Here is a 26319-nt window from a genome sequence, read left to right on the forward strand (position 1 = left end):
AAGTCAGGCGCTTGCCGCCCCGGCCCCGGCGGCCGTAGAAGCGGACCGCAGCCGAGGACGCAGCTTATGCCCCGCGAGCGTGGCACGCATCATGTGCAGCCTCACGGTTCGGCGTACCCGGGCGTCGAGGCGGTGACGCTGGCGTCCGACCGGGCCTTCCCGCGCCACGCCCATGACCAGTTCGGCCTCGGCGTGCTGAGCACCGGCGCGCAGCGCTCCTGGAGCGGCATCGGCCCGGTCGAGGCCGGTCCCGGCGACATCATCACCGTCAATCCCGGCGAGATGCACGACGGCGTGCCAATGGACGCACGGGGGCGGCACTGGCGGATGCTGTACTTCGATCCGCCGGTGCTCGCCCGCGCCCTGCACGACGAAATCCTCCATCCCGTCGAGATCACTCGGCCGGTGCTGCGCGACACGCGACTGGCCGGGCGGTTCGCGCGCCTGTTCGCGGCGATCACCGCGCCGGCGCCGGATCGCCTCGCCGTCGAGGAAGAAATGCTGCGGACCCTGGCGCTGCTGCTGCGGCGGCACGGTGCGCGCCGTCCGCCACGCCGCGAGCCGCCGCCCTGCATCCGCCTGGCCCTGCGCCGGCTGGATGCTGCACCGGACCAGCCGGCATCGCTGGCGGAGCTGGCCGCGCTTGCCGGCGTGAGCCGCTTCCAGTTGCTGCGCGGCTTCGTGCGGGACGTTGGCATCACACCCTACGCCTATCTGCTGCAGCGTCGCGTCGGGCTGGCGCGGCAGTTGCTGAAGACCGGGTTGGCCCCCGCGGAGGCCGCTGCCGCTGCCGGCTTTGCCGACCAGAGCCATATGACCCGCGCCTTCGTGCGCCAGTTCGGCGTGACTCCGGCACGCTATCGGGCCGCCGTGATGCGGTAAGCACGCGTAGGGCGGATAAGCGCAGCGCAATCCGCCATCGCAACGCTCCGCGAGGTGGCTGGCTTGCGTTGGCGGACCTGCGTCCGCCCTACACCCCCACCTGCAATCCTGTTCAAGACGCCATTGCCTCGCGGCGCCAGCCTGGACGCGACAGCGGCAAGGAACCGGCCATGCACGATACCTACGTCCATCGCTACGACGCGTCCGAAAGCACCCGCCTGCGGGATCAGGCCGGCACGCTGGAAGACCTGCTGCACGGCGATACCTGCTTTCCCGCCGGCAGCGAGGTGCTGGAAGCCGGGTGCGGGGTCGGCGCGCAGACCGTGGCCCTCGCGCGCCGCAGCCCGGACGCACGCATCACCTGCGTCGACATCGCGGCGTCATCCCTGCGCGAAGCCGAAGCGCGCGCCCTCGCGGCCGGGCTGGACGGGGTGCGCTTCCACCGGGCCGACCTGTGCGCGCTGCCCTTCGCCGAGGCCAGCTTCGACCACGCCTTCGTCTGCTTCGTCCTCGAGCACCTGCCCCGGCCGGACCTGGCGCTCGCGGAGTTGCGGCGCGTGCTGCGGCCGGGCGGCAGCCTCACGGTGATCGAGGGCGATCACGAATCCGCCCTGTTCCATCCTGACGATGACGCGGCGCGGGCGGCGATCCGCTGCCTGATGGACCTGCAGCGCGCGACCGGCGGCGATGCCTGCATCGGCCGGCGGCTGTACCCATTGCTGCGCGAAGCCGACCTGCGGGATGTCTCGGTTTCCCCGCGTCTGGTCTACGTGGATGCCAGTCGGCCGGCCCTGGTGGAGGGCTTCATCCGGCGGACCTTCATCGCCATGATCGCAGGTGTGAAGACGGCAGCGATCATGGCGGGACTCACCGACGCGCCGACCTTCGACGCGGGCATCCGGGCGTTGCACCGCACCACCGCCACCGATGGCGTGTTCTGCTATACGTTCTTCAAGGCGGTGGGCCGCAGGACGTGACGCGCGGCAGTTATCGTGACTGCCGCCCGTACAACGCGCTTTCCAGGGCGTCGATGCGGCGCTGCAACTGCTCGTTGGCGCGGGTGACTTCGCTGAGCCGGGCCTCCAGGCGATAGGTGTCCGCATCCCGCCCGGCGGGGGCAGCATCCGTGGCCGGGGCGGCCCAGGCATAGGCGGCCGTGCTGCCCGACGCGACGGCGACCTCGCGGTCACGCCCGTAGCCGCTGTTGCGCGTTGCGTAGCCGGTGCTGCCACAGCCCGGCAACGCGTAGGGGTTGGCCACGTGCTGCATGTTGACGAAGCGTGCCATCTCCTCAGGGCTGCGCAGCATCAGCGCCTGCTGGAAAAAGCCCGTCATGCTGCGGCAGAACAGGTTGCCGCGCCGCGCCATGTCCTGCGACTGGACATTGGCCAGTTCGGAGAGATACGCATCGCGCTGCTCTTCGCCGGCCCCGCCATAGAGGCGCTCGAAATGCGCCGCGATCTGCTGGTAGGCGCCCATCAGCACCGGCTGGGAGCGCTGGACGAAGGCATTGTAGTCGTCCTGCTGCCCGCAGGTGAGGGCAGCAACCATCAACTGGCTCTGCAACGCCCGCACCTCGAACGCGGTCTTCTCGGCGGCCTGCAGGCATTGCTCGGCGGCCTGTCCGGGCAGGGCACTGCCCGCCGCCAGGACGAGAACGGCGAAGCCGGGGAGCAGTCTGGCACGCATGGCTGCCGTCTCCTTCCATGGAACGGAGCGCGCAAGCCTCCGGGCCGCTACGGGAATCCGGAGCCGCGCTGGCCGTCACTGGGCTGATCCATGGGAAGTACATTACAGGATGCATGGAAATGCTGCCATTGAAAGTTGGTCACGAAGTAGTGCGTCCAGGCGGTTGTATTTTCAGCATTTGATAAACTGGTGATTCCGTATCATCATTATATTAGAATTATATGCAAAAAGCTCTTTGGTTGAAGGATGAATATTGAAATCAATCCTGCCATCATCGATGGTGCATGCATCATGAAAGCCATGCGAAGGTGTTGGCGCCGCTGGCCTGACCGGAAAGCGGGATGAGGTCGTTCGCCATATGCGTTCCCGCCTGGGTGCCGTCGGTGATCCATGGCTGCACTCCGGTGGCCGCCTCGTAGCCGGTGAACAACGCCCGCCCGTGCCCGACCGGCAAGAACGTGCCGAAATCGATGATGACGTCGCCCAGGGCATGCGTGCCCGCGGTCGTGCCATCGGTGACCCAGGGAACGCTGGGATGCTCGCCATTATTGGCCACGAACAGCGCGCGGCCCGTCCCGAGAGCCGTGATGGCGGAGTTGTAGACGCCGCCGGGGCCGGGTTGCGTATCCTTCAGCAATCTGGTGCCGGTTGCCGTTCCATCGGTGAGCCAGAATTCGCGGCCATGCACGCCGTCATCGGCGGTGAACAGCACGCGCCCTTGCCCCAGTTGCACGAGGCCCGAGGGAGTGCTGCCGGCCCCTCCGGGGTTGATGTCCTTCAGCAGGCGGGTTCCTGCCGCAGTGCCGTCGGTGATCCAGAGTTCGGCGCCATGCCGGCCGTCATCCGCGCGGAAGACTGCCTTGCCGCAGCCGAGGAAACAGAAGCCCTCGGGACTGGAAGATCCAGGGTTGCTCGGATTGATGTCACGTACCAGATGGGTGCCGTGCGCGGTGCCGTCCGAACCCCATAGTTCGCGCCCGTGCGTGCCGTCCGTCGCGGCGAACAGCACGTGGTCACGGTCCAGCCGGAAGAATCCGTCCGGATCGCTTGCAGCAGCTCCTCCGTTGATGTCCTTGAGAAGTCGCGTGCCGCGGCCGGTGCCGTCGGTGACCCACAGCTCGCGGCCATGCGTGCCGTCCTTGGCGCCGAACAGCACCTTCCCGTGGCCAATTGCGACGAAGCCGGAGGGCGTGCCGCTTCCGGCCCCCGGGTTGAGGTCCTTCAGCAGGGTGGTGCCTCGCCCGGTGCCATCGGTCACCCAGAGCTCGCGGCCGTGCGTGCCGTCATCGGCATTGAACAACACGCGCCCGTCCCGGAGAGCGAAAAATGCCCCGGGGCTGCTGCCGCCCGGTCCATCCCCCATGTAAAGGGGAATGCGCGGGCCGGGCCAGATATCCTTGAGCAGGTGCGTCCCGGCGCTGGTGCCGTCGGTGATCCAGGGCTCGATGCCATGCAGGCCGTCTTCCGCCAGGAAGAGCGCATGCCCGTCGAACGGGAAAAACCCTCTGGGGGCCTGCAGCCGGGGCGGGTTGGGGATGTTGGCATCCTGCAGAAGATGCGTGCCGGCGCTGGTGCCGTCGGAAACCCACGGCTCCTCACCATGAACCGTGTCGTAGGCGTAAAAGAGCAGCTTCCGTCCCTTTCCCAGTCCCAGCACGTTCGAATCGTGTCGAGGTGCGCGGTCGCTCATGGCTTGTCCTCCGCTGGTGCCCCTGCATAGCCGATGCGTCGAGCGAGTGCGTTGGTATGCCATTCACATGCGCGCGCGCCGGTCGTGTCGCGGGACAGGCGGGCCGGAACGGCATAAGCTGTCCGCCATGATGATCGCCGTGCACAGCTACACCATCTATCACTCGCCCAATGCCTATCTCGGCACGGTGCTGCTACGGCGCGCCCTGGCGGGGGTGACGGGCGCCGTGCTCGTGCGTCACCCGATTTTCGTTCCGCGCAGTCGGGGCGTGCTGGTTGCGGAGATGCTCGGCGGCCGGGAGAACCGCAATGCCGGCTCCTACAACCGCGAGGACTGCCGCCGCTGGGCGGATCGCCACGCCATCCCGTTCCACTATCCGCCGCCGGAGCTGTTCGCCGAACGTGCGGCGCGCTGGCTGCGATTCCCGTTCCAGCGCGAGGAATTGCCGGCCCGCGCCTATTACGCCACGCCACCGGACCGGCGCGAGGCGATCGACGCGGCGCTGTTCGCGGCGGCCTGGGTGGAGGGGCTCGACGTGAACGAGCCCGAGACCATTCGCCGGGCCGCATGTCAGGCCGGGCTGGACGGCGACGCCCTGCTGGCCGCGGCGGCGGAGGACACCGCGGGGGAGGAAGCCAGCGCGGCGCTGCGCGACTTCGACGCCCATGCCTGTCCCGGCGTGCCGACCGTGCTGGTGGCGGGCGAGCGCTTCTTCGGCAAGGACCGCGTCGATTGGGTCATCGAGGCGGTGCAACGGCACGCACGTGACGCTGCGGAAAGTTAACGAACCCGGACGGGGTTTGGCCCGGCCCTCTGCCGCAGCAGGAAGTCGAGCAGGATCGATGTCGCATCGGGTGTGGTGGCCCTGGGGCCGGCCAGGAATGCCGGATAGGCGAAGCTGCTGCCGGGCCAGCCATGCCCGGCGCCGTCGATGATCCAGGCTTCGGTGTCGCCGTCCCGGCAGGCTCGGCCGATCGTGCGCCGAATGCCCGCGCCTGCCGCGTGGTCGAGGCCCTGGCATTGGTTCCGCGCCGCCCAGAAGCCCAGCGTGTCCCATGTCGGCAGGATGCGCCTGTCCTGCGTGTCGATGCCGCGCATCGGCACGATCGGGTCGGCGCTGCCCTGGATCAGCAGGAACGGCACCCCCGTACCCGGGACGCATCCCGTCGCGGCCGGCACGGGAAGCCCGGAAGCCACCACGGCCAGCCCAGCCAGCCGCACCCGCCCGGAACAGGCAAGCGCCTGCGCCATGAAGCCGCCACTGGAAAAGCCGACGGCATAGATGCGCGATGGCGCGATCGGCACCACGGCGGAGACCTCCGCCACCACCTGCGCCAGGAAGGCAGCGTCGGCGGCACCGCGGCGGCTGGCCGGCTCCATCGCCCAGGCATGCCATTCGCCCCGCGGATAGGCCACGACGAAGCCGTACCGCGCGGCGGCGGCGGACAGGCCGGACATCCGCGCCATCTGCTCCGGCGAGCCGAGCCAGCCATGCAGCGCGATCACCAGCGGACGTGGCGCATCATCCGCGGCGGGCGGGGCTACCAGCATGTAGGACCGCGTCGTGCCACCGGAAACCACGCCGACCCGGCCGCCCCCCGTGGCGCAGCCGGCCAGCGCCAGCAGCGCCAGAAGGACGGCACCGGCGCGCATCAGTCGATCAGCGTGTCGCCGTCGAAGAAGGGGAAGGGACCCGGCCAGCGCCCCACCGTCGCGGTGTGGCTGATCACGCCGGTCGCCGGGGTGAACCAGTGCAACTGATAGCCCGGCGGCTCCAGGAAGAACGTCGAGGGCGCCTCGGCGCGCAGGTCCAGCGTCACCTGATGCGCCGTCGATGGCGCGGTGGAGGCCAGCGTGCCGGCCCAGCGCGCCTGGATCGGCCGGTGCAGGTGCCCCGCCACCACGCGCTCCACCTGCGGATGCCGGCCGATCACCTCCGCCAGCGCGGCGGCATCGGCAAGCCCGATCTCGTCCATGTGCCCGATGCCGGTGACGAAGGGCGCATGATGCAGCGCCACCAGCGTCGGCCGCTGTGGCTGCTCCGACAGCCTCGCGTCGAGCCAGGCGAGTTGCTCCGCCCCCAGTGCGCCGCCGCCCTCGCCGGGCACCACGCTGTCCAGCGCGATCAGCCGCAACGGAAAAGTTTCCACCGTGTAGTGGACCGGCCCGTCCCCCACGCCGAGATACGCATGCTCCGGGAAGGCCGCGCGCAGGTTGGCGCGCAGGTCGTGGTTGCCGGGCATCAGGAACAGCGGCAGGTCGATCCGCGCCAGCTTCTGCCGCAGCAGCGCGTATTCCTCTTCCAGCCCCGCATCGGTCAGGTCGCCGGTCAGCAGCACCACGTCCGGACGGAACGGCAGCGCCTGCAGGTCGTCGATCACCGCGTCGAGGCAGGCGGCGGTATCCACCTCCCGATAGGCGCGGCGCCCCGGCGGCTTGATGTGCAGATCGGTCAGTTGCACGAGGATCATCGTCATTCGCCTCCGGGCAGGACAATCAGGGCAGCGGGATCGAAGGTCAGCCGCACGCGGCCGCCCGGCGCGGCGGCCTGCGTGGCGTCCGCGTCGACCGAGAGCAGCGTGGCATCGGACAAGGCCAGTGTCAGCCGGGTGCGGTCGCCCAGGAACTGCGCCGCCCGCACCGTCGCGACCACGCCATCCGGGCCGCTGGTCAGCCGCGTCGCATGCGGGCGCAGCATCACCTGCACCGCACCGTCCGGCCCCTCCCAGGGCAGGTCCAACCCCGCGACCGACAGCCGTCCCTGCGCCACCTGGCCCGCCAGCGCCGTGGTGGCGCCGATGAACCCGGCGACGAACCGGTCGGCGGGATGGAACCAGATTTCGCGCGGCGTGCCCACCTGGGCGATGCGGCCCCGGTCCATCACCACCAGCCGGTCGGCCAGCGCCATCGCCTCGGCCTGGTCATGCGTGACATAGACCGTGGTAATGCCGAGCGAGCGCAGCAGCGTGTCGATCTCCACGCGCAGCGCATCGCGCAGCTTGGCATCGAGCGCGGTCAGCGGCTCGTCCAGCAGCAGCACGTCCGGCGCCACCGCGATCGCCCGCGCCAGCGCCACGCGCTGCCGCTGCCCGCCCGACAGCGCGCTCACCGGGCGGTTGGCCAGCTCGCCGATGCGCATCAGCGTCAGCATCTCCCAGACCCGGGCTTCCCGCTCGCGCGCGGGCAGCTTCCGGATCTTCAGGCCATAGCCGACATTGCCGGCCACCGTCATGTTCGGGAACAGGGCGTAGCTCTGGAACACCATGCCGACGTTGCGGCGTTCCACCGGCAATGCCGTCACGTCGCGCTTGCCGAACACCACGCGCCCGCCCGGATCGGGATGCTCCAGCCCGGCGATCAGGCGCAGCAACGTGGTCTTGCCGCAGCCGGAGGGGCCGAGCAACACCAGCGTTTCGCCGGCCCGGATCTCCAGGTCGACCGGATCGAGCACGCGGTGCGCGGCGAAGCTCTTGGCGCAGCCAGAGAGGTGAATGGGAACCGTCATCCGATTTCACTGAACAAATAAGGGGATCAAGACCGCAGCCCCGGCCGTTGCAGCGCCACCAGCAGGGGCACGATCAGCACGAAGAACACCAGCGTATAGGCGCTGCCGACCTCCAGACGCAGCGAGGCGTACGCATCCGCCAGACCCACCGGCAGCGTCTGTGTGGTCGGCGTGTGCAGCAGCCAGGTCAGGTTGAACTCGCCCATCGACAGCGTTACCACCGCCAGCGACCCGGCGAGGATGCCGGGGCGGCAATTCGGCAGCACCACGTCGAAGAAGCGGCGGAAGAAGCCGGCGCCCAGGCTGGCCGCGCCTTCCTCCAGCGTGCGCAGATCGGACGCGGCCATCACCGCGAGCACCGGGCGCAGCATGAAGGGCAGGGTGAACAGCACATGCCCGGCCAGGATGAACCAGATGCTCTGCCGGAAGCCGCCCCAGCCGTTATAGGCGATCACCAGCGCCAGCCCGGTGGCGAGCCCCGGCACCGCCACCGGCAGTACCAGCGCTTCCTCGATCAGCCGCGCGGCGCGGCCCTTCAGGCGCGCCAGCGCATAGGCGGCCGGCACGCCCACCAGCAGCGTTACCGCCAGGCACAGCAGCGCCAGTTGCACCGACAGCAGGATCGCCGGCAGGTAGCTGTCCAGCACCTGCGCCACCCAGCGCAGCGTCAGCCCGCTGCCGAGCCCCTGGAAGGCGTTGCGCGTCAGCCCGGCCAGCACCGAGACCAGCATCGGCGCGATCAGGAAGGCCGACACCAGCAGCGTCAGCACGAGTTGCAGCCAGAACCCGGTGCTACGGGGAAAACGGGGCGTGCTCATCCGCCGGCCGCCACGCTTGGGCCGCCGGCACTGCGCGCGAGCGCCAGCACCCCCCAGGTCACCAGCCCCAGCAACAGGCTCAGTGCCGCCGCGGCGGCGAGATCGCTGTTCAGCGTGAATTCAGTATAGATCACCATGGGCAGCACATCGATGCGGGTGGCCAGCGCGAAGGCGGTGCCGAAGGCCCCCATGGCGGTGGCGAAGGTGATCGCGCCGGCGGAGATCAGCGCCGGGCGCAATCCCGGCAGCACCACGTCACGGACCACCTGCGCCGGCGCGGCGCCCAGGCTGCGCGCGGCTTCTTCCAGCTGCGCATCCAGCACCTCGGCCGCCGCCATCACCGTCAGCACCACGCGCGGGATGGAGAAATACACATAGCCGAGGAACAGCCCGGCCATCGAATAGGCGAACACCACCCTCCCGCCGCCGAGCGCCGTGCTGAGCTGGCCGATCAGGCCTTGCCGCCCGGCCAGCATGATCACCATGAAGCCGACCACCACGCCGGGAAACGCCAGCGGCAGCGTCAGCAGGGACACCAGCAGCGACCGGAACGGGAAGCGGTTGCGCGCCAGGAAAAATCCGCAGATCCCGCCGATGGCCAGCGTCACCACGGTCACGACGGCGGAGAGCAGCACCGTCGCGCCGAGACTTGCCAGGTGCCGCGCATCCGTCAGCGCCTGCCAGTAGCCGGCCACGCCTTCTCCGCTGGCAGCGACCAGGCAGAGCATCGGCCAGATGAAGAACGCTGCGAAGATCAGCAGGGCAGGAAGCAGCAGAAGCAAGAGAAGGCCAGGGCTCTGCCCTGGACCCGGCAGGGGCCACAAGGCCCCTGCACCCCAGGTGCGCTGCGCGGCGGGTTCCAAGGGCGAAGCCCTTGGTGGAGGTCCAGGAGGCGAAGCCTCCTGGCAGGGTCCGGGGCAGCGCCCCGGCATCAGCGCACCTCGCGCAGGTAGCGTTCGGAGAACCCCTTCTGCGCCGCCGTCAACGCCGCCAGATCCAGCGGCCTTGCCCGCGCATAGTCGCTGGCCGGCAGGAACCGGGCCGCCAGTTCCGGCGACAACGCCGATGCCCGCACCGGCCGCAGGTAGGCCGCGGCCCACAGCGCCTGTCCCTTGTCGGACAGCACGAAGTCCAGCAGCTTCTTGCCGTTGGCCGCGTGCGGCGCGTTCGCCACCAGCGCCATCACGTAGGGAAAGGTGACGCTGCCTTCGCGCGGGATGATGAAGGCCACCGGCGCCTTGTCGGTGTATTTGGCGCGGTAGGCGTTGAAGTCGTAGTCGAGCAGGATGGGGATCTCGCCCGACAGCACCCGCGCGTAGGACGTCTGCTTCGGCACGATCGGATCGTTCTTCGCCAGCTTCCTGAAGTATTCGATGGCCGGCGTGTAGTCGGCATAGCTGCCGCCCAGCGCGAGATTCACCGCGGTGGCGCCGACGAAGCCGACGGCGGCGGATGAGGGGTCGAGGTATCCGACCATGCCCCGGTAATCCGGCTTCAGCAGGTCGGCCCAGGATTGCGGGGCCGGCTTGCCGCCCAGCGCCGCCGTGTTGACGAAGAAGCCGAGCGTGCCGCTGTGGATGGCGAACCAGGACCCGTCCGGATCCTTGAGCCCGGCCGGGATGGCGTCGAAGCCAACCGGCTTGAAGGGCTGGGTGAGCCCGGCTTCCTTGGCCTGGATGCCGACCTGCCCGCCGAGATACAGCACGTCGGCGACCGGCCTGGCGCGCTCGGCCAGCGCCGCCGCGACCGCCTGGCCGCTGTTCTTGTTGTCGAAGGGCACGGTGATGCCGGTGGCCTGCTTGAAAGCCTTCAGTTGCCCGGCCCAGTCCGCCCATTCCGGTGGGCAGTTGTAGCAGATCGCGGTTTCCTCGGCGTAGGCCGGGCCGCTGGCCAGCGCGGCCGTGGCGGCGAGCGCCAGCAGGGTTCGTCTCAGCATGGGGGTCACTCCTGGGAAGGGGGCGCGGCACCGAGCGAGGACCCGGGCCGCAGGCGATGCGGCAGCAGGATGTGCTCCGCCGGGGCGTCGGCGCCGACGCAGCGCAGCAGGTGGTGGAAGGCGCGCCGGCCCATCTCGTGGGCGGGCTGGGCGATGCTGGCGAGGCTCGGCGCGGTCAGCGCGCCGACCGCGATGCCGTCCAGGCCGATCACCGAGACGTCGCACGGGACCCGCAGCCCGAGATCGCGCAGCACGGCGATGCTGCGCAGCGCCAGCAGGTCGGTGGAACAGAACAGGCCGGTGGGCCGGTCGGGGCGGGCGAGCGCGGCACGCAGCGCGTCGGTGGCCGCGCTGTCGTCGAAGCCGATTTCCAGCACCTGCCCCGGGGGCAGTCCGGCTTCGGCCAGCGCGGCGGCGAAGCCGGCATGGCGCAGCCGGGACCGGTCGGAGGCGTCGAAGCGTCCGGCCACCATGCCAAGGCGGCGATGGCCCTGTGCGACCAGCGCCCGCGCGGCGTCACGGCCGGCGGCGACGTTGTCGATGCTGACGAAGGCGCGGTCGGGCCGGGTGGGCTGGTTGTAGAGCAGGACGTAGCGCAGCCCCTCGGCGTCCAGCGCGTCCAGGGTGGGGCTGGCATCGGCCTCGGCCACGGTCAGGATCAGCCCGCCGACGCGGTGGGAGAGCAGGCCCTCCACCGCCTCGTGCTCGCGCCCGGCGTCGTAGCGGCTGGAGGCGATCAGCACCGACCAGCCTTCGGCGCGGGCGGCGTCCTGGATGCCGCTGACGCTGTCGGCGAAGATCGGGTTGGAGAGGCTGGGCAGCAGCACGCCGACGGTGTGGCTCTGGCCGACCCGCAGTTCCCGTCCGGTGCGGTTGGGGCGGAAGCCGAGCCCACGGATCGCCGCGCGCACCCGCGCCTCGGTTTCCGGGCGGGTCGGGCTGCTGCCGTTGAGCACGCGCGAGACCGTCGCGATCGAGACGCCGGCGCGGGCGGCGACGTCGTGCAGGGTGGGACGGGGCGGCGGGCGATCCATGCGCCCCGTCTACAGGCGGAGTGTTACAGTTCCGGGACAGTGCGAAAACGTTTACATGATCATTGCGGGGGCATTCCCCGCGCCGATCTTCAATCGTCCACCAGCATCAGGCCGAGCGTGAGCAGCAGCAGGGCGATGACCGCGACCTGCCGCGGCCACAGCGCCAGTCCGAGCGCCAGCAGCAGCCCGGCCAGGGTCAACAGGCCGAACCAGCCGGCGCTGCCGGGGCCGGTTCCCCAGCCCAGCAGGCTGAGCCAGCCCGATGCCAACAGCAGCGCCAGCCCCGTCAGCCGCAACGGCCACCGCGCCGATCCCGGCATGGGCGGAATGAGCGGGATCCGGGCGGCATGACGGTCCATCGCCAGCGCCAGCCCGATGAAGCCGGCATGGGCCAAGGCCAGGGCCAGCATCACCATCAGCCGGCCCTCGCGGCGACGGCGGGAGCCGGCCTGCGGCGTCCGGCGGCCCAGGCCAGCGCGGCGAAGGCCGGCGCACAGGCGAGCACCGTCAGGTCGATCCCGGCCAGCGCCCAGTCGCCCTGCCGCAGCGTCACGGCGAGATGCGCGTCGGTGGTCAGCGCGTTCAGCACCGGCAGCCCGGCGGCGAGCAGCCCGGCGGCGGCGAACAGGCTGCGCCAGCCCAGGCGGCGCGGCAGCAGCGCGGCGAGCAGCAGGCAGAGCACCCAGGCCCCGAAGAAGCTGCGGAATTCCCAGAGCGCCCGCTGCGGCAGCCCGACCGGCAGCAGCCGGTTGGCCCAGAGCAGCGCCAGCATGGCCACCGGCAGCCCGGCGATGCTGGCGATGTTCAGGACCTCCGCCACCCGCGCCAGCCGGTCCGGCGCGCGGCCGCGGCGCTTGGCCGTCCACAGCACCAGCCCGGTCGCCACCATGGCGGTGCCGGCCAGCCCGGAGAGGAAGAACAGCGCCCGCAACGATGGCGAGGCGAAGCGGCCGAGATGCAGCCCGTACATCGTGCCCCAGACCCGTTCCACCGCGCCCTCGGCATCGCGGGCGGCGAGCAGCGCCCCGGTATGGCCGTCGAACAGCATCGCCTGCCGCGTGGTGGCGATGCGGTCGGTGTCGCCGCGCGCCACCAGCACGCGGGAGGCCGCGTCGTTGGGATTGAACACGGTGATCCGGCCGGGCAGCCCGCCGCCCCAGTGCCGGCCCGCCTGTTCCAGCAGCGGCGGCAACGCCGCCAACGTGGCATCCTGCCCGGTCTTCGGGCCGGGAAGCATCTGTCCGAACATCTCGGCCTGGAACGCGGCGCGGTTGCCGCCATAGGCGAGATCGGCGCCCCAGGGCATCAGCATCAGCGCGAAGGTGACCAGTCCGGTATAGGTGATCATCAGGTGGTAGGGCAGCGCCAGCACGCCCGAGAGGTTATGCCCGTCCAGCCAGGCGCGCGGGCCGGCCTTGCTGGCGCGCAGGGTGAAGAAATCGGCGAAGATGCGGCGATGCACGATCACGCCGCTGATGATCGCCACCAGCATGAACAGGGCGCACAGGCTGACCAGCCAGCGCCCCAGCCGGAACGGCACCACCAGCAGGTCGAAATGGAAGTAGTAGAACAGGTCGCCGCCCGGGGTTTCGCGCACCGGCACCGTGTCCCCGGCGGCATCCAGCGTGACCAGGGTGAAGCCGCCGGGGCCGTCGCGCAGGCTCCAGCCCGCGCGCAGCGCCCGGGTGCGGGCGTCCGGCAGTTCGATCAGCCATGTGCGCGCCTGCGGGGCCACGCGCTGCAGGTACTCGACCGCCCGCTCCGCCGCCTCCGCGCGCGGCACGCCCTGGTGCAGTTCCGGCCGCATCCAGGCGGAGATCTCCTGCCGGTAATAGCTGACGGTGCCGGTGAGGAAGACGGCGAACAGGATCCAGCCGGCGAACAGGCCGCCCCAGGAATGCAGCCAGGCCATGCTCTGGCGGAAGCCGTTCCTCATCGCAGGACCAGCAGCAACAGCAGCAGCGGCGCGGTCAGGCCGAGCAGCCCCGCCCAGCCCTGCCAGGAAGACGCGGCGGCGAACACCCAGATCACCGCGCCGGCATGCACGGCGAAGCTCGCCAGCATGCCCGCCAGCGTCGCCTCGGCCCGTGGCAGCGGCAGGAAGGCGGCGCAGGCGGCGGCGAGGGTGGCGGCCAGCGCATAGCCGCCGAGGATCGCCGCCACGCAGCGCGACAGGATCTCCGCCCGGCGTGGCAGTGTCATCACCACCGGTAGCCGAGGCTTGCGAACACGGCGCGTCCCACTCCGTAGGAGCAGGAGGTGATGCCGCTGCAGGCCGCGACATAGGTCTTGTCGGCAAGGTTGGTGCCGTTCACCTGCAGGCGCCAGTTGCCGCGGTCGAGCCGCACCTGCATGTCGAACAGCACGAAGCTGGGGACGGTGAAGCTGTTGGTGGCATCGCCCGCGGTGTTGCCGGTGTAGCGCACGCCGCCGCCCAGGCCGAGGCTGATGTCCTCGGTGATCGCGAAGCTGCGGTCCAGCCAGAGCGAGGCCATGTGCTCCGGCACCGCCGCCGGGCGCTTGTTGAGCTGGGCGGCGACATTGGTTTTGGTGACTTCGGGTTCCTGGTAGGTGAAGGAGGCGATGGCGTTCAGCCGCGGCAGCACCTCGCCCACCGCTTCCAGCTCGATGCCGCGCGAGCGGATCTCGCCGGTCTGCACCGTGTTCAGCGCGTTGGCCGGATCGACCGTCTGCACGTTGCGCTGGCGCAGGTCGTACAGCGCCGCGGTCAGCAGCAGGCTGGTGCCGGGCGGCTGGTATTTCACCCCGACCTCCACCTGATCGCCGGTCTGCGGCTTGTAGGTCTGGCCGTAGAAATTCGTGCCGCTCAGCGGCAGGAACGAGGTGGCGTAGGAAACATAGGGCGAGACCCCGAACGGCGCCGCGTAGAGCAGCGCGACGCGGCCGGTGAAGTCCTGGTCGTCGATGATGGTGCGCACGCCGGTCTTGGTGTTCAGCGTGTCGTTCTGGGCGAAGTCCTGCCGCCCGGTAAGGATCAGCCGCCAGTTGCCCAGGCTGAGCTGGTCCTGGGCGTAGATCCCGACCTGGCTCAGCACCTGGGTGGAGCCGACGGCGCTGCTCGCCCCGAGCGAGGGCCAGGTCACCGGCAGGTAGACGGGGTTCAGCAGATTAAGCTGCGGCCCGGTGGCGTTGGAGGTGCGCGTCACCAGGACGTTGCGGCGGTAGTCGATGCCCAGCAGCAGGTCGTGCCCGAGCGGCCCGGTGACGAATTTCGTTTCCGACTGGGTGTCCAGCGTCACCGTGTTGATGGTGGGCTGCTGGCGCGCCGCCACGCGGTTCAGCATCACAGAACTGCCGCTGGCCAGGCCGGCGCCGTAGATGCTGCGGTAATTGAGGTCGATATGGGTGAAGCGCATCGACTGGCGCAGCGTCCAGGCATCGCTCATGCGGTGCTCGACGAGATAGCCGAGGCCGATCTGCCGCTTGGAATAGACGTCGTAATTCTTGTCGCCGTTGAGGAAGTCGCGCGGGATCCGCACGGCCGGGTTGTACAGCACGGTGCCGGAGGCGGGCAGGAACTGCGCGGAGGAGCCGCCGTCGTCCTGCTGGTAGCTGGCCAGCAGCGTCACCGTGGTATCGGCGTCCGGCTGCCAGCTCAGCGAGGGGGCAACGAAGATGCGGTTGTTCTTGATGTTGTCGTAGCCGGTGCCGGAATCGCGGGCCAGCGCGTTCAGCCGCCACAGCAGCGTGCCGCTTTCGTTGACCTTGCCGCCGACATCGATGGCGCCCTGGATGCGATCGAAGGACCCGCCCTGGATCTGCACCTGGTTGACCTGATCCAGCCGCGGCACCTTGCTGACGCCGTTGATGAGGCCACCGAGATTGCCCGAGCCGTACAGCGCCGAGCTGGCGCCGCGGATCACGTCGATGCGTTCCAGACCCCAGGGTTCGAGCTGGTAGCTCTGCGCCGTCACCGTCAGCGGCAGGCGCATGCCATCGAGATAGGTGTCGGGGGTGAAGCCACGGATCGAGCCGTAGAAGCCACGCACGTCGGCACCGTAATTGTCGGCGCCGACACCGGCCGAGTAGCGCAGCGCGTCGGTGACGCTGCGGACATTCTGCGCGTCCATGCGGTCGCGCGTGATCACGCTGATGGCCTGTGGCGTTTCCAGCAGCGGCGTGTCCGTCTTGGTGCCGGTCGCGGCGACGTTGGCCTGGTAGCCGCTGACCGGGCCGCGGCCGGTCTCGCGCGTGCCCTCGACACTGACGGGGTCGAAGACCAGCGGATCGGCAAAGGCGGGTGGGGCGACGAGCGCGGCGGCGCAGCCGGCCAGTCCTGAAACCAAACGGCGTCTCTGGGCCGCCAGGCGCATGTGGGGTCCTCCGTGCGTTCGCCGCAGCGGCTAATGCAAGTAGGAATCATTTGCAATACCGGAGTCGCGTCATCGCGATTCGTCGTGCATTCGCACCGGATTGCTGCGCGACCCCATGGGGCCGGCCGGATGCTTCGGGATATTTGCAACGAAACCAGGGAAACGCCGCTTCGGCGAAGTGGCGCGAAGATCCCCCACACCCACGGCGCGGTTCTCAGCGATTTGGCAACGATGTAGGATGGCCTCGCGGTGCCTTCGCCGAAGCCGCCCTCGGGGAGAAAGCCCATGAACCGCATCCGACTTCCGCTCGCGGCCGCTGTCCTCGCGGTTGCCGCGGCCGCCTCCACCCCGGCCTCCGCCGCGGGGCTCTCCGTCGACGCGCAGGTCCGGGCTGGCGCGGTCTCGCGCCCGGCCCGCGTCCTGTTCAGTTGCACGCAGAACGGCGGTGCGATGTCCACGGGGGTGCTCTCGGTGGAGCTCCAGCTTGCGGACGCCGCTGCGCTCGGCCGGGTTTTCCCGCTCGACGACTTCGAAGGACCGTCCGCGCCGACGACGAAATCGGTCACGCTGCGGAGTTTGGCGGGCCGGGAGGCGGCGTTCATGCCTTCCGGATGGTGGGATGAGCGGATGTTCCACCTCGCCGTGAACGGCGCACTGCGCAACGATGCGCCGAAGCTGAAGGCGCTGGCCGATGTGGTCGCCTCGTTGGGTTTGGTACCCTCGTCGCTGGTGTGGGACCAGGCCAGCACGAAGCCGAACGGCCCGAGACTGACTGCCGAGGCGCGGATCTCGCCAGAGGACGCGCAGCGCCTGCTGGCCGCCGTCAAACCCTGCCTGGATACCGCCAGGCGTCGCTGAGGGGGCGCCGCCGCCGTTCACGCATGCGGCCGGTATCGGATCAGGTGCTGTCGCGCACCACCAGCTCGAAGCCGGTATCGATCGTTTCGGGCTGCGGTGGGGAGGGGGAGCGTTCCTGCAGCCGGGCGAGGATGCGTTGCCCGACCATGGTGCCGATGCGGCTGCCGAACGGGTCGATCGTCGTCAGCGGCGGCACGCAGGAGCCGGTGAACTCCAGGGCGCCGAAGCCGACGATGCCGATCGCCTGCGGCACGGCGATGCCGCGGCGCTGGCATTCGAACAGGGCGCCGAGCGCGATCAGGTCGTTGGAGCAGGCGATGCCGTCGATCCGCCGCCGCTCTGCCAGGGCCTGGCCCAGCAGCCGGGCGCCGAGCGCCACGCTGGCGCCGTCCGGGGCATCGAGCACCAGCGGGGCCGGCGCTCCCTGCTCCGTCACCCGGCGCGCGAAGCCGTCGGCGCGGTACTGGGCGCGGTAGTCGTCGGCCATCCGGGCACCAAGGAAGGCCAGATGGCGCCGCCCGCGCGCGAGCAGGTGGGTGGCGGCGGCGCGGCCTACCTCGCGGTGCTGGAAACCGACGGCGGTGTCGATCGGGTGCTGGCCGCATTCCCAGATCTCGAACACCGGCGCGGCGGCGCCCATCAGCAGGCCGCGGGTGCCGCGCCCATGCTCCAGCCCGACGATGACGATGGCTGCCGGGGCCCAGGACAGGGCGGTGCGAACCAGCGTCTCCTCGCGGTCGAAGCCGTAATCGGTGTGGCCGAGCATGACCTGCAGCCCCGAGGGGGCCAGCGTTTCCTGCAACGCCGCCACGGTATCGGCGAAGAAGGCGTTGCGCACCGAGGGAACGATCACGCTGACCACGCGCGAGCCGGCGGCGGCCAGTCCGCCCGCGACCAGGTTCGGCACGTAGCCGAGCCGTTCGATCGCCCGCCCGATGGTCTCGCCGACGCTGGGCGAGACCAGCGTCGGCTTGCGCAGATAAAGCGACACGGTGGAGGGAGAGACGCCGGCGCTGGCGGCGACTTCCGTCATCGTCACCCGCTGCATCTTGCGGCGCCGCCGCGTCCCGTTGCTCCTCTCGTCCATCTCTCGCCCCGTGGTGGTCGTCCTGGCCGGGAGGCCGGGGTGGCAGGGGGGCGGGATCGCGTGATCCCGCCTGCCGCCGCTCAGAGCCCCAGCGCGCCCTTCAGCAGCATGATGCCCGAAAGCACCAGCAATGCGTAGACCAGCTTCTGGAACCGTTCCTTGGGGATGCGCTTGTGGATGAAGTTGCCCACCAGCCAGCCCACCACCATGACCGGCACCGCCAGGATGACGATCTTGAGGACGTTCGTGGTCATGATGCCGCCGGTCACCATGCCGAAGACGATGGCGACGTTGTTGGCGGCGAAGAAGGCGTTCAGCGTGCCGCGGAAGGCCGAGGGAGCCAGGTCGCGCAGCACGCCGTAGATCACCACCGGCGGCCCGTTGGTGGAGAAGGCGGCGCCGAGCCCGCCGGCGAGGAAGCCCATCGGGTAGGGCAGCCAGGCGCGGTCGAATTTCGGCAGCTTCGGCGCCAGCAGGCCGTACAGCGCATAGATCACCAGGAAGGCACCGAGCCCGCCCTTCATGTAGTAGTCGGGCGCGTATTTCAGCACGTAGAGGCCGAAGGGCACGCCGACGAAGGAGGAGATGATCAGCGTGATCGCCGATTTCCAGTCCACCGCCTTGCGGTCCATCACCACCGCATAGAGCGCGGTCGCGGTACCGACGGTGACGCTGATCGGCGCCGCCATCTTCACCGGGATCAGCATGGTGATGAAGGGCATGGTGGTCAGCGCGCCGCCGAAGCCCGCGACGATGCCGACGAAGGTATACAGGAACATCAGGCTGACCACCGTCAGCAGCGACGAGGTGGCCAGCAGCGATCCGTCAGGCAGGAATACCTGGAGGAGGTCCATGGTGGGAGTGGTCCTTGGGAAGGGGCGGGGACGGCACCTGCCTGTCCCCGTCCGGCAGCCGGGGGGTCAGAGGATGGAAAGCCCGGCGTCCACGATGAAATTCTGCCCGGTGCAGCCGCGGGCCTCGTCGGAGGCGAGGAACAGCGCCATGCGCGCGCAGTCGGATGCGTCGAGCCGGAACTTCAGCATCTGCAGGTCGAGGAACTCTTTGTTGGCGGCCTCGAAGCCCTGCGGGTTGGACGCCCACATCGCGTCCTGGCGGGCGGTGCGGATGGCGCCGGGCATGAGGCTGTTGACGCGGATGCCCTTGTCGCCGAGTTCGCGCGCGAGGCTGCGGGTCATGCCGTAGATCGCCGCCTTGGCGGTGGAATAGCAGATCAGCCCCGGCCGGCCGCGCAGCCAGCCGATCGAGCTCATGTTGATGATGCAGCCGCCGCCGCGCTGCGCCATGCCGGGCGCCACCGCCTGGGTGGCGAAGAACTGGTGGCGCAGGTTGGTGGCGTGGCGCTCGTCCCAGTATTCCGGGGTCACGTCGGCGATGGCGTGGCGGTCGTCGCGGGCGGCGTTGTTGATCAGCACGTCGATGCGGCCGAAGCGCTCCTCGACGCTGGCGATCGCCTTGCGCAGCATGGTGATGTCGCGCACATCGCAGACCTGGAAATCCACCTCGCCCAGCCCGTCCTGGGCCAGCAACTGGCGAGAGGCGGTTTCGTCGAAATCGGCGAAGGCGACCCGCGCGCCCTGGGTGGCGAAGGCTTCCACATAGGCAGCGCCGATGCCGGAGCCGCCGCCGGTGATGAACACCACCTTGCCCGCGAGCGAGCGGTAGATGGCGGATTCGTAGGTTTTCATGTCTCTGGGCTTCGTGTCCGTGTTGCGTCAGCCGCGGCTCATGTCCTCGACCGCCTTGCGGGTGACCGAGAAATCCTGCCCGCCGAGGCCGGTTGCCATGGCATGGGCATAGACTGCGGCGGCGGCCTCGACGCCGGGCAGCTTCAGCCCGGCCGGGCCGGTCATCTGGCGGAAATAGCCGATGTCCTTGTGCATGTTCTCGGCCGAGAAGGCCGGGGTGAAATCCTCGCGGCGCAGGGTGTCCAGCTTGCTGGTCAGGTAGAAATTGGTGGCGCCGCCATAGCTGACCGCCTCGGCGAAGCTGTCGAGCGGGATGCCGAAATGCTGCGCCACGGTGAGGATCTCGTTCACCCCGTTCTGGATCTCGGCCACCAGCACGTTGTGGCACAGCTTCATCACCAGCCCGGTGCCGTTGGCGCCGAGATGGATGATCTTGCTACCCATGCATTCCAGCAGCGGGCGCACTTGCGCGAAGGCACCGGCATCGCCGCCGACGTAGAAGCCGAGCGTGCCCGCTATCGCGGCGGGACGCGACTTCACCACCGGCGCGTCCAGCATCACCGCCCCGGTGGCGGCGACGCGGGCGGCAAGGGCGGCGGAGACGTCGGGCGCGATGGTGCTGATATCGACCAGCACCTGCCCGGCACGCGCCACCGTCAGCAAGTCCGCATAGACCGCCTCGACATGCTCGGATTTCGGCACCATCGAGAACACCACGTCGCAGGCTGCGCCGACCTCCCGCACCGAGCCGGCCGCCTCGGCGCCATGGGCGACGAGGTGATCGACCTTGGCGCGGTCCACGTCGAACACCTGCACCGTGTGTCCGCTCTTGGCGACGAGGTTCCGGCTCATCGCCTCTCCCATCAGCCCGAGTCCGATGAATCCGATCTTCATGCTGTCTCTCCTGGCGTTCTCTGAAAGGGGGTGCGGGCGGTCAGCCCGCGAAGCAGGGCTCGACGCGGCCGGCGACATCGACCGTGACCGCGAACAGGTTGCCCGATTGCGGGTATTGCGCGAGTTCGGCTTCGCTGCGGTTCTCGCGCGAACTGGTGATGAACAGGGTCTTCAGGTCGGGGCCGCCGAAGGCAACCATGGTCGGCCAGCGCACCGGCAGCGGGATCTCGGCCAGCAGCTCGCCCGCGGGCGAGAGCCGCACCACGCGCCCGCCATCGAACAGCGCCGACCAGTAGCAGCCTTCGCTGTCCACCGCGGCGCCGTCGGGGCGGCCCTGGCCCTGCGGGAAGCGCTTCAGCATCGCCCGGGATCCCGGCTCGCCGGTCGTGGGGTCGAGCGGATAGGCGTAGAGCACGTGGTTGGGGGTGTCGCTGTGGTACATGCGGTCGCGCCCCGGCGCGAAGGCCAGGCCGTTGGAGACCAGCACGTCGCCGGCGACGACGCGGAACGACAGGTCCGGATCCAGCCGGCACAGCACCCCGGCCGGGCGGTCGCGCGGCTGCCAGATGGTGCCGCACCAGAACCGACCCCAGGGATCGACCCGTCCGTCGTTGAAGCGGCTCTGCGCCGGGTCGGTCGGGTTGTCGCCGACCTTGCGTTCCACCCGCCCGGCGGCATCCAGCAGGAACACGCCGCTGCGCATGGCGGCGACGAATCCCCCGCCGGCCCGCAGGCCGAAGCAGCCGGTATGCTCGGGCATCGGCAGCACGCTGTGCGCGCCGCTCGCCGGATCGAAGCGGTGGATCGCCGGGGCGAGGATGTCGGCGAAATAGAGCACGTTCTCGCGGGCCGACCACACCGGGCACTCGCCGAGCGTGGCCTGCACGTCGAGCACCGAAACGGCCCCTGGATACAGCTTCATGGGTTGGTTTCCCCCACGGTGAGTGTCATGCGCACGCGCAAGCTTTCGCCGGGCGCCAGCACGCGCAGCCCGTGCGCGGCCGGATCCGGCCGGTTGATGGCATCGTTGGCATTCATCACCGGCTCCACCGCGAAGAAATCGGCCGGCGGCGGCGGGGTCATCACCACCAGATGGCCGAGCGTCGCATCCGCCGTCATGGTGACGGCAAGCCGCCGCGCCGGCCAGGAAAGGGTGGCGGTGCCGGTGAAGCCGGCGAAGCAATTGTCGAGGCCCGGATTCTCGACGGGCCGCCCGGCGCTGAAATCCCAGGCCGGCGGCACCGTCCCGCGCTCCACCGGCAGCATGCGGGCGTCGTTGCGCCATACGGCGTCGGCGTGGAAGCGCAGCACGGCGCCGTCATGGCGCGGGAAGAACGGATGCCAGCCGAGCCCGACCGGGGCGGGACGGGTATCGGCGTTGCGGAAGGCCAGTGTCAGCGTCACCGTCCGGTCCGTCAGCTCCACCGTCTGCTCGGCGTCAAAGGCGAAGGGCCAGTCGGCGGCGGCCTCGCCGTCGGGGCGGTGGCCCAGCGTCATGCTTGCCGCGTGCGTGCCGCGCGGGACGAACGCCCATTCACGCTGCCAGCCCAGCCCGTGCAGCGGATGCGGATGGTCACCGAAATTCCGCCGCAGCACGTGCTCGGTTCCGGCGAAGCGGAACCGCCCCTCGGCGATGCGGTTGGAATAGGGCAGCAGCGGATAGACCGCCATCCGCCGCACGCTGGGCTCGCCGTTCCACGGCCGCAGCAGCGGGATGCCGCCGTATTCGACGGCGGCCAGCGCCCCGCCGGTCCGCGGGGCGAGCTCGACCCGCATCCGGCCGCGGGCGAGGGCGTGGCGTTCGACCGGTTGCATCCCGCCCGCCTCAGTAGCCCGCGCCGCCGGCGATGGCGAGCTTGCGGCCGCGCACCGCGGCGATCTGCTCGCGGGCGCGGGCGAGCAGCATGCTCATGTCGGAGGCGATGGCGACGAAGGCATAGCCCCATTCGAGATAGGTGCCGACCAGATCGGGATTGCCGCCGACGATGCCGCAGGGCTTGCCGAGCGCGGTGCAGCTTTGCACCGCCTGGCGCAAGGCCGCCTGCACCTCGGGATGGGTGATGCCGCCGAGATGGCCCATGTTGGCCGAGAGATCGGCCGGGCCGATGAAGATGGCATCGACGCCGTCCACCGCGGCGATCTCCGGCATGCGCGCCACCGCCTCGGGGGTTTCCAGTTGCAGCACGACGCAGGTCTGGGCATTGGCCTGGCGCAGGTAGTCGCCGATGGCGCCGTAGCGGCTGGCGCGGTGCACCGCCGCCACGCCACGGGTGCCGCCATTGCCATCCTGCGGATAGCGCGCGGCGGCGACGGCGCGACGGGCTTCCTCGGCGGTCTGGATGAAGGGGAACATCAGCGACTGCGCCCCGGCATCGAGCGCGCGCTTGACCGCGACGGCATCGTTCCAGGGCAGGCGCAGCAGCACCTCGCGTGTCGGCGTGCCGGCGAGGGCGCGCAGGATATGGCCGACATCGAGCTGGTCCACCGGCACGTGCTCGGTGTCGAGCACGAGGTAGTCGAAGCCGACATAGCCGAGCGCCTCGGCGACGGCGGCGCTGCCGGTCATCATCCAGGTGCCGAGCGGCGCCGGCTGCCGGCGCTGGCTCAGCCATTGCTTGAACTGGTTGGTGGGGACGTCCATGGCGAAAATCCTGTTTGGGGGCTTCAGAAAATGCCGGGTTCGGGCACCGGGGTGGCGTCCTGCAGGAAGTCGTAGTCGCAGCCTTCATGCGCCTGGGTGACGTGGCGCTGGTGCAGCGCCACCAGGGACCGCGTGTAGTTGCGGTGGGTGGGCACGAAGGCGGCGCGGCGGCGCGCCAGTTCATCTTCCGGCACCTGCATGTCGAGCCGGCCTTCCGGCACGTCGAGGGCGACGCGGTCGCCGGTGCGCAGCAGCGCCAGCGGGCCGCCCACCGCCGCCTCGGGCGCGACGTGCAGGATGCAGGACCCGTAATGGGTGCCGCTCATGCGCGCATCGGAGATGCGGATCATGTCCTTCACCCCCTGCGTCAGCAGCTTCTTCGGGATCGGCAGGTTGCCCCATTCGGGCATCCCCGGGCCGCCCACCGGACCGCCGTTGCGCAGCACCAGCACGGTGTCGGCGGTGACCTCCAGGGCCGGGTCGTCGATGCGCGCGGCCATGTCCTCCGGCCCTTCGAACACCAGCGCCGGGCCGACATGGCGGGCGAGGCGTGGATCGGCGGCGCTCGATTTCATCACCGCCCCGTCGGGGCAGAGATTGCCGCGCAGCACCGCGAGCGTGACGCCGCGATCGAGCGGCGTCACCGGGTTGGCGAGGTTGCGGATCACGTCGTCGTCGTGGCAGGCGGCCTCGGCGATGATCTCGCGCAGCGGCACGCCGGCGATGCCGGCACAGTCCAGATCAAGGAAGTCGCGCATCTTCGCGTGCAGCGCCGGCAGGCCGCCGGCGAAGAAGAAGTCCTCCATCAGCGCGTTGCCGGACGGGAACAGGTTGACCAGCACCGGGATGCGCCGGGCCATCGCCGCCATGTCGTCAAGCGTGAGGCTGATGCCGGCCCGGCGGGCCATGGCGATCAGGTGGATCGCCGCGTTGGTCGAGCCGCCGAGCGCCATGTAGGTGGCGATGCCGTTGTCGAAATGCCGCCGGGTCAGCCAGCGTGACGGGCGCAGGTCTTCGCGCACCATCGCGACGATGCGGTCGCCGCAGGCGGCGGCCATGCGCACATGCCCCGAATCCGCGGCGGGGATGGACGCGGCGCCGGGCAGGGTGAAGCCGATCGCCTCGGCGATCAGCGTCATGGTCGAGGCGGTGCCCATGGTGTTGCAGGTGCCGATGGACCGCGTCATCGCGCCTTCCAGCTCCACCCAGTCATGCCGGGTGATGGCGCCGACGCGCAGTTGGTCCCAGTATTTCTTGGTGTGGGTGCCGGCGCCGCTTTTCTGGCCGCGCCACTGGCCGTTCGACATCGGCCCGGCCGGCATGAACAGCATGGGGATGTCCATGCTGAGCCCGCCCATCAGCAGCGCCGGCGTGGATTTGTCGCAGCCGCCGAGCAGCACCGCGCCGTCGATCGGATGCGAGCGCAGCAGTTCCTCGGTCTCCATCGCCAGGAAGTTGCGGTAGAGCATGGTGGTCGGCTTGACCATGACCTCGCCGACCGACAGCGCCGGCAGTTCCACCGGGTAGCCGCCGGCCGCCCACACCGCCCGCTTCACCGTCTCCGCGCGGTCGCGCAGATGGATGTGGCAGGCGCTCATTTCGCTCCAGGTGTTGATGATGCCGATCACCGGCTTGCCGAGGAAATCCTCGCGGCGGAGGCCCATCTGCTGGGTGCGCTGGCGGTGGGCGAAGGCGCGGATGGTATCGGGCTCGTACCAGCGCTGGCTGCGCAGAGGCGGGGTGGGGCGGTGCTCGGTCATCTGGGGCTCCGTGACGTCGGCCCGGCGGCGGATCATCGTAGCGCTACGATTCTGAGGCGCGAAACCGGGTGGGAAGGAAGGCAAGGACAGGGGGTCAGTGAGAGGGGGCCGGGGAGGGGCTGCGCTGCTCGATCGCCTCCAGGCTGACCCGCGCGGTTTCGGGCAGCACGAAGGCGGCGAACAGGAAGGCCAGCAGGCAGCTGCCGACGAACACGCCGAACACCGCCATCGCCCCGCTCGCCAGCAGGATCGGGAAGGAGAAGGAGACGACCAGGTTGGCCATCCAGTTGGTCAGCGTGGCCACGCCCATGCCGGTGCCGCGGGCGCGGTGAGGCAGCACCTCCGGCATGGTCACCCACACCAGCGGGCCCCAGCTGAAGGAGAACGCCATCTTGAACAGCGCCACCGCCGCCACCGCCGCGACATGGCCGGCCAGGGTCTGCGCCAGCGGCGTGGACATGACCGTGCCGATCGCGGCGAGGCTGATCGCCATGGCCACCGCGCCGGCCATCAGCAGCGGCCGCCGCCCGGCCCGGTCGACGATGCGCGCGGCCACGATGGTCGAGAGGATCGCCAGCGCCTGCAGGAAGCTGGTGGTGAGGATGGCGTCGCTCGGCCGGAAGCCGAGGTTGCGAAAGATCGTGGGCGCGTAATAGACGATCGTGTTGATGCCGATCACCTGCTGCAGCAGCGCCAGCCCGCAGGCGAGCAGCAGCGCATGGCGCAGCACCGGCTCGCGCAGCATCGTGGTGAAGCTGACCGCCGGGGCGGCGGTGACGGTGAGGATGCGGCGCAGCTCGGGCTCCACCTCGGCCTCGGGCAGGGTGCCGCGCAGCACCGCCCGTGCCGCGTCGATGCGGCCGTGATGCGCCAGCCAGCGCGGTGAATCCGGGGCGAAGGCCATGCCCGCCACCAGCAGCAGCGACGGGACGATGGCGACCGCGAACATCATGCGCCAGTCACCGCTTTCGGCCAAACACCAGCCGACGAGATAGGACACGAGGATGCCGGTGGTGCACATCAGCGGCGCCAGGGCGGCGAAGGCGCCGCGATGCTCGGTGGGCGCGGTTTCGCTGATGTAGAGCATCGCCTGCGCCGAGGCGGCGCCGACGGCAAGCCCCAGCACGAGGCGCGCCAGCACCAGCGCCCCCACCGACGGCGCCAGCGCGGCGATGGCCGCGCCGAGCGTGAACAGAATGCCGGTGCCCATCAGCAGCCGGCGATGGCCGTGGCGTTCCACCAGCCGCCCGGACACCAGGCCGCCGATCGCGGCGCCGCACAGCAGCACGCTGACCACCAGCCCTTCCAGCGTCGGCGAGAGCGCGAATTCACCGCGGATGAACAGCAGCGCGCCGGCAATGACCCCGGTGTCGTAGCCGAACAACAGGAAGCCGAGGGCGCCGAGGCTGGTGGCGAGCCAGGCTCGCCAGGAGCGCGGGGCGGCGGGCGCGAGGGAGGGTGCCATGGCGTTTCCTTATGGGGCCG

At 70.1% G+C, this 26319-nt stretch carries 26 protein-coding genes; 4 read left to right on the top strand and 22 right to left on the bottom strand.

All coding sequences use genetic code 11. From position 1 onward, the window contains the following. Nucleotides 1-66 precede the first annotated feature (66 nt). Both NBY65_RS16575 and NBY65_RS16580 read left to right on the top strand, forming a co-directional pair. Complete coding sequence (locus NBY65_RS16575) at nt 67-882, top strand: AraC family transcriptional regulator (RefSeq protein ID WP_150042086.1); 816 nt, start codon at nt 67-69, stop codon at nt 880-882. 170 nt (nt 883-1052) lie between these two features. Continuing rightward, nucleotides 1053-1859, top strand: coding sequence for a methyltransferase domain-containing protein (locus tag NBY65_RS16580; protein ID WP_150042084.1), 807 nt, complete (start codon nt 1053-1055; stop codon nt 1857-1859). 10 nt (nt 1860-1869) lie between these two features. Here NBY65_RS16580 and NBY65_RS16585 read toward each other — a convergent pair whose 3' ends face one another. Together NBY65_RS16585 and NBY65_RS16590 are read right to left on the bottom strand one after the other, a co-directional pair. Further along, nucleotides 1870-2571: a hypothetical protein gene (locus NBY65_RS16585; RefSeq protein WP_150042082.1), complete on the bottom strand. Its 702-nt coding sequence runs from the start codon at nt 2569-2571 to the stop codon at nt 1870-1872. A gap of 289 nt (nt 2572-2860) precedes the next feature. Beyond that, complete coding sequence (locus NBY65_RS16590; protein ID WP_162530644.1) at nt 2861-4261, bottom strand: ELWxxDGT repeat protein; 1401 nt, start codon at nt 4259-4261, stop codon at nt 2861-2863. Nucleotides 4262-4388: 127 nt separating this feature from the next. On the opposite strand from NBY65_RS16590, the gene NBY65_RS16595 reads away from it, so the two are divergent. Beyond that, nucleotides 4389-5045: a DsbA family protein gene (locus NBY65_RS16595; protein ID WP_162530643.1), complete on the top strand. Its 657-nt coding sequence runs from the start codon at nt 4389-4391 to the stop codon at nt 5043-5045. Here NBY65_RS16595 and NBY65_RS16600 read toward each other — a convergent pair. The 11 genes from NBY65_RS16600 to NBY65_RS16650 all read right to left on the bottom strand — a co-directional run bounded on the left by NBY65_RS16600 (nt 5042) and on the right by NBY65_RS16650 (nt 15888). Next, nucleotides 5042-5914: an alpha/beta hydrolase family esterase gene (locus tag NBY65_RS16600; protein WP_150042077.1), complete on the bottom strand. Its 873-nt coding sequence runs from the start codon at nt 5912-5914 to the stop codon at nt 5042-5044. The two genes, NBY65_RS16595 and NBY65_RS16600, sit on opposite strands and share 4 nt — an antisense overlap. Beyond that, a complete protein-coding gene (locus tag NBY65_RS16605; RefSeq protein WP_239002865.1) occupies nt 5914-6738 on the bottom strand; it encodes a phosphodiesterase in 825 nt (274 codons plus the stop codon). Before NBY65_RS16605 ends, NBY65_RS16600 begins: the two co-directional genes overlap by 1 nt. After that, nucleotides 6735-7766, bottom strand: coding sequence for an ABC transporter ATP-binding protein (locus NBY65_RS16610; RefSeq protein WP_150042075.1), 1032 nt, complete (start codon nt 7764-7766; stop codon nt 6735-6737). The genes NBY65_RS16605 and NBY65_RS16610 overlap by 4 nt, the downstream gene beginning before the upstream one ends. Before the next feature lie 26 nt (nt 7767-7792). Then, on the bottom strand, nt 7793-8584 hold the full coding sequence (locus NBY65_RS16615) for an ABC transporter permease (protein WP_150042073.1): 792 nt from the start codon (nt 8582-8584) through the stop codon (nt 7793-7795). Beyond that, the gene (locus tag NBY65_RS16620) at nt 8581-9366 is read right to left on the bottom strand and encodes an ABC transporter permease (protein ID WP_239002872.1); all 786 of its coding nucleotides are present in this window, start codon (nt 9364-9366) and stop codon (nt 8581-8583) included. The genes NBY65_RS16615 and NBY65_RS16620 overlap by 4 nt, the downstream gene beginning before the upstream one ends. Before the next feature lie 149 nt (nt 9367-9515). Continuing rightward, a complete protein-coding gene (locus tag NBY65_RS16625; protein ID WP_150044378.1) occupies nt 9516-10520 on the bottom strand; it encodes an ABC transporter substrate-binding protein in 1005 nt (334 codons plus the stop codon). A 5-nt stretch (nt 10521-10525) separates the two neighbouring features. After that, on the bottom strand, nt 10526-11554 hold the full coding sequence (locus NBY65_RS16630; protein ID WP_150044376.1) for a LacI family DNA-binding transcriptional regulator: 1029 nt from the start codon (nt 11552-11554) through the stop codon (nt 10526-10528). 89 nt (nt 11555-11643) lie between these two features. Beyond that, nucleotides 11644-11970, bottom strand: a complete 327-nt coding sequence (locus NBY65_RS16635) for a DUF3325 family protein (RefSeq protein ID WP_150044374.1) — start codon at nt 11968-11970, stop codon at nt 11644-11646. Beyond that, entirely contained in the window at nt 11970-13490 is a 1521-nt protein-coding gene (locus NBY65_RS16640; protein WP_150044372.1) for a PepSY-associated TM helix domain-containing protein, read from the bottom strand. The genes NBY65_RS16635 and NBY65_RS16640 overlap by 1 nt, the downstream gene beginning before the upstream one ends. Further along, a complete protein-coding gene (locus NBY65_RS16645; RefSeq protein ID WP_150044370.1) occupies nt 13487-13756 on the bottom strand; it encodes a DUF3649 domain-containing protein in 270 nt (89 codons plus the stop codon). The genes NBY65_RS16640 and NBY65_RS16645 overlap by 4 nt, the downstream gene beginning before the upstream one ends. Then, a complete protein-coding gene (locus NBY65_RS16650) occupies nt 13756-15888 on the bottom strand; it encodes a TonB-dependent siderophore receptor (protein WP_150044368.1) in 2133 nt (710 codons plus the stop codon). The genes NBY65_RS16645 and NBY65_RS16650 overlap by 1 nt, the downstream gene beginning before the upstream one ends. A 285-nt stretch (nt 15889-16173) precedes the next feature. Between NBY65_RS16650 and NBY65_RS16655 the strand changes: the two genes are divergently transcribed. Further along, the gene (locus tag NBY65_RS16655) at nt 16174-16746 is read left to right on the top strand and encodes a hypothetical protein (RefSeq protein ID WP_150044366.1); all 573 of its coding nucleotides are present in this window, start codon (nt 16174-16176) and stop codon (nt 16744-16746) included. Nucleotides 16747-16786: 40 nt separating this feature from the next. Here the strand turns inward: NBY65_RS16655 and NBY65_RS16660 are convergent, their stop codons facing one another. The 9 genes from NBY65_RS16660 to NBY65_RS16700 form a co-directional block, all read right to left on the bottom strand. Next, nucleotides 16787-17833, bottom strand: coding sequence for a LacI family DNA-binding transcriptional regulator (locus NBY65_RS16660; RefSeq protein ID WP_150044365.1), 1047 nt, complete (start codon nt 17831-17833; stop codon nt 16787-16789). 80 nt (nt 17834-17913) lie between these two features. Further along, on the bottom strand, nt 17914-18687 hold the full coding sequence (locus tag NBY65_RS16665; protein WP_150044363.1) for a sulfite exporter TauE/SafE family protein: 774 nt from the start codon (nt 18685-18687) through the stop codon (nt 17914-17916). Between the two features lie 66 nt (nt 18688-18753). Next, nucleotides 18754-19539, bottom strand: coding sequence for an SDR family NAD(P)-dependent oxidoreductase (locus NBY65_RS16670; RefSeq protein WP_150044361.1), 786 nt, complete (start codon nt 19537-19539; stop codon nt 18754-18756). A 27-nt stretch (nt 19540-19566) separates the two neighbouring features. Then, nucleotides 19567-20433: an NAD(P)-dependent oxidoreductase gene (locus NBY65_RS16675; protein ID WP_150044359.1), complete on the bottom strand. Its 867-nt coding sequence runs from the start codon at nt 20431-20433 to the stop codon at nt 19567-19569. 40 nt (nt 20434-20473) lie between these two features. Next, entirely contained in the window at nt 20474-21355 is an 882-nt protein-coding gene (locus NBY65_RS16680) for an SMP-30/gluconolactonase/LRE family protein (protein WP_150044357.1), read from the bottom strand. Next, on the bottom strand, nt 21352-22248 hold the full coding sequence (locus NBY65_RS16685; protein WP_150044355.1) for an aldose 1-epimerase: 897 nt from the start codon (nt 22246-22248) through the stop codon (nt 21352-21354). The genes NBY65_RS16680 and NBY65_RS16685 overlap by 4 nt, the downstream gene beginning before the upstream one ends. A gap of 10 nt (nt 22249-22258) precedes the next feature. Continuing rightward, nucleotides 22259-23074 (bottom strand): HpcH/HpaI aldolase family protein, encoded by an 816-nt coding sequence (locus NBY65_RS16690; RefSeq protein WP_150044353.1) that lies wholly within the window; start codon nt 23072-23074, stop codon nt 22259-22261. A 23-nt stretch (nt 23075-23097) separates the two neighbouring features. Further along, nucleotides 23098-24834 carry an L-arabinonate dehydratase gene (gene araD / locus NBY65_RS16695; RefSeq protein WP_150044351.1) on the bottom strand — a complete coding sequence of 579 codons (1737 nt, stop codon included), beginning with the start codon at nt 24832-24834 and terminating at the stop codon, nt 23098-23100. 94 nt (nt 24835-24928) lie between these two features. Next, a complete protein-coding gene (locus NBY65_RS16700; protein ID WP_150044349.1) occupies nt 24929-26299 on the bottom strand; it encodes a sugar porter family MFS transporter in 1371 nt (456 codons plus the stop codon). Between the last annotated feature and the right edge of the window lie 20 nt (nt 26300-26319).

The sequence above is a fragment of the Rhodovastum atsumiense genome (assembly GCF_937425535.1).
GTDB lineage: Bacteria > Pseudomonadota > Alphaproteobacteria > Acetobacterales > Acetobacteraceae > Rhodovastum > Rhodovastum atsumiense.

Excerpts from the sequence above, each read along its gene's own strand:
- NBY65_RS16575 (WP_150042086.1), top strand. The coding sequence starts at position 67 with ATGCCCCGCGAGCGTGGCACGCATCATGTGCAGCCTCACGGTTCGGCG.
- NBY65_RS16580 (WP_150042084.1), top strand. The coding sequence starts at position 1,053 with ATGCACGATACCTACGTCCATCGCTACGACGCGTCCGAAAGCACCCGC.
- NBY65_RS16585 (WP_150042082.1), bottom strand. The coding sequence starts at position 2,571 with ATGCGTGCCAGACTGCTCCCCGGCTTCGCCGTTCTCGTCCTGGCGGCG.
- NBY65_RS16590 (WP_162530644.1), bottom strand. The coding sequence starts at position 4,261 with ATGAGCGACCGCGCACCTCGACACGATTCGAACGTGCTGGGACTGGGA.
- NBY65_RS16595 (WP_162530643.1), top strand. The coding sequence starts at position 4,389 with ATGATGATCGCCGTGCACAGCTACACCATCTATCACTCGCCCAATGCC.
- NBY65_RS16600 (WP_150042077.1), bottom strand. The coding sequence starts at position 5,914 with ATGCGCGCCGGTGCCGTCCTTCTGGCGCTGCTGGCGCTGGCCGGCTGC.
- NBY65_RS16605 (WP_239002865.1), bottom strand. The coding sequence starts at position 6,738 with ATGACGATGATCCTCGTGCAACTGACCGATCTGCACATCAAGCCGCCG.
- NBY65_RS16610 (WP_150042075.1), bottom strand. The coding sequence starts at position 7,766 with ATGACGGTTCCCATTCACCTCTCTGGCTGCGCCAAGAGCTTCGCCGCG.
- NBY65_RS16615 (WP_150042073.1), bottom strand. The coding sequence starts at position 8,584 with ATGAGCACGCCCCGTTTTCCCCGTAGCACCGGGTTCTGGCTGCAACTC.
- NBY65_RS16625 (WP_150044378.1), bottom strand. The coding sequence starts at position 10,520 with ATGCTGAGACGAACCCTGCTGGCGCTCGCCGCCACGGCCGCGCTGGCC.
- NBY65_RS16630 (WP_150044376.1), bottom strand. The coding sequence starts at position 11,554 with ATGGATCGCCCGCCGCCCCGTCCCACCCTGCACGACGTCGCCGCCCGC.
- NBY65_RS16635 (WP_150044374.1), bottom strand. The coding sequence starts at position 11,970 with ATGGTGATGCTGGCCCTGGCCTTGGCCCATGCCGGCTTCATCGGGCTG.
- NBY65_RS16640 (WP_150044372.1), bottom strand. The coding sequence starts at position 13,490 with ATGAGGAACGGCTTCCGCCAGAGCATGGCCTGGCTGCATTCCTGGGGC.
- NBY65_RS16645 (WP_150044370.1), bottom strand. The coding sequence starts at position 13,756 with ATGACACTGCCACGCCGGGCGGAGATCCTGTCGCGCTGCGTGGCGGCG.
- NBY65_RS16650 (WP_150044368.1), bottom strand. The coding sequence starts at position 15,888 with ATGCGCCTGGCGGCCCAGAGACGCCGTTTGGTTTCAGGACTGGCCGGC.
- NBY65_RS16655 (WP_150044366.1), top strand. The coding sequence starts at position 16,174 with ATGAACCGCATCCGACTTCCGCTCGCGGCCGCTGTCCTCGCGGTTGCC.
- NBY65_RS16660 (WP_150044365.1), bottom strand. The coding sequence starts at position 17,833 with ATGGACGAGAGGAGCAACGGGACGCGGCGGCGCCGCAAGATGCAGCGG.
- NBY65_RS16665 (WP_150044363.1), bottom strand. The coding sequence starts at position 18,687 with ATGGACCTCCTCCAGGTATTCCTGCCTGACGGATCGCTGCTGGCCACC.
- NBY65_RS16670 (WP_150044361.1), bottom strand. The coding sequence starts at position 19,539 with ATGAAAACCTACGAATCCGCCATCTACCGCTCGCTCGCGGGCAAGGTG.
- NBY65_RS16675 (WP_150044359.1), bottom strand. The coding sequence starts at position 20,433 with ATGAAGATCGGATTCATCGGACTCGGGCTGATGGGAGAGGCGATGAGC.
- NBY65_RS16680 (WP_150044357.1), bottom strand. The coding sequence starts at position 21,355 with ATGAAGCTGTATCCAGGGGCCGTTTCGGTGCTCGACGTGCAGGCCACG.
- NBY65_RS16685 (WP_150044355.1), bottom strand. The coding sequence starts at position 22,248 with ATGCAACCGGTCGAACGCCACGCCCTCGCCCGCGGCCGGATGCGGGTC.
- NBY65_RS16690 (WP_150044353.1), bottom strand. The coding sequence starts at position 23,074 with ATGGACGTCCCCACCAACCAGTTCAAGCAATGGCTGAGCCAGCGCCGG.
- araD (WP_150044351.1), bottom strand. The coding sequence starts at position 24,834 with ATGACCGAGCACCGCCCCACCCCGCCTCTGCGCAGCCAGCGCTGGTAC.
- NBY65_RS16700 (WP_150044349.1), bottom strand. The coding sequence starts at position 26,299 with ATGGCACCCTCCCTCGCGCCCGCCGCCCCGCGCTCCTGGCGAGCCTGG.